General features: G+C 67.1%; 1 protein-coding gene. It reads right to left on the bottom strand.

Annotation, left to right across the window (positions count from 1 at the left end):
- Positions 1-17 precede the first annotated feature (17 nt).
- On the bottom strand, positions 18-1091 hold the full coding sequence (locus EV645_RS02590) for an IS110 family RNA-guided transposase (protein ID WP_338419122.1): 1074 nt from the start codon (positions 1089-1091) through the stop codon (positions 18-20).
- Positions 1092-1306 lie beyond the last annotated feature (215 nt).

The following is a 1306-nucleotide window of genomic DNA, read 5'->3' on the forward strand; positions in this document are numbered from 1 at the left end:
CATGCGTTTCTCCTATGTCAAGCCGCAGTTGGGAGGCTGGTTGTAGGTCGGCTGTGGTGGTCGGTGGTGAGGTGGTTGAAGACGGTGCGTGCGAGGCGTCGTTTGAGGCAGCGGAGGGCTTCGCGGTTGGACATGCCCTGGGCCTTCTTCTTGTCGTAGTAGGTCTTGCCGAGGCTGTCTGTGAGGCGGATCTGGGTGACGGCTATGCGGTGCAGGGCGGCGTTGAGTTGGCGGTTGCCTGAGCGGGTCATCCGGACCCGGCCTGCGGTGTTGCCTGACCAGACCGGGATGGGCGCGACACCTGCGTGGCGGGCGAACTTGGCTTCGTCGGCGAAGCGGGCGATGCCGGCGGCTTCTCCGGCGAGCTTGGCGGCGGTTAATGCGCCGCAGCCGGGCATCGCCATCAGGGTGGGTGCGGCCTGGGTGGTCAGGGCCACGATCCGCCGCTCGTAATTCTTGGCGCGGGCGGTCAACGCGATGATGTCGTCGAGTTCGTCCAGAGCCAGTTCGGCCACCATCCCGGCCAGGGTGACCAGCCAGTCCCGCAGGGCGTTCTGGTGCTTGGCCAGGTCCAGCGAGCGGGCTTTCGGTGCGCGAGCGGGATCGAGTTCATGGACCCGCCACAGAAGGCTGTTGATCGTCGCGGTGCGTTGCGCGATCAGGGTTTCTCTGCGGTCGACCAGCAGTTTCAGTTCCCGCGACGTCTCGTCGTGGGAGGCGACCGGCAGGTCTGGTTCACGCAGGAAGGCCCGCGCCACGGCCAGCGCATCGATCGGGTCGGACTTGCCGCGGGTGCGCGCCGAGGCCCGGGTCATCGCCATCATCTTGGGCGGGACCCGCACCACCCGCTGTCCCGCGCTCAGCAGGTCCCGCTCCAGGCGGGCGGACAGGTGACGGCAGTCCTCCACTGCCCAGACCAGGTCGGCGCCGAACTCCCGCCGGGCCCACGCCAGCGCTTTCGCATGGCCCTTCGTGGTCGCTGCGATTGTGAGCCGGCCCAGCCGCCGGCCGGCCTGGTCGACCGCAACAAACGTGTGAGTCTGCTTGTGCACATCGGCGCCAACAACAACCATGGAGGTTGCCTCCTTCACCCTGATCAGTGATGGGACGGTTGGACCGGTCGGCGGACACATCTCAGTGGGGGCGATGCCACGCTCCTATCAAGTCACGCCGGCCGGTCCGTCACACCCGACACCGGCAAAACGCATGCTCGCCAATCCGAAGACGGCAGCCACGGTACGAGCCAGGCATCAGGTGATCGGGATCCAACCACCGCATCCAGCGGCAGCACCACCCTCACACTGAG

It is taken from the genome of Kribbella rubisoli, assembly GCF_004217145.1.
In the GTDB taxonomy this organism is placed as follows: Bacteria; Actinomycetota; Actinomycetes; order Propionibacteriales; family Kribbellaceae; genus Kribbella; species Kribbella rubisoli.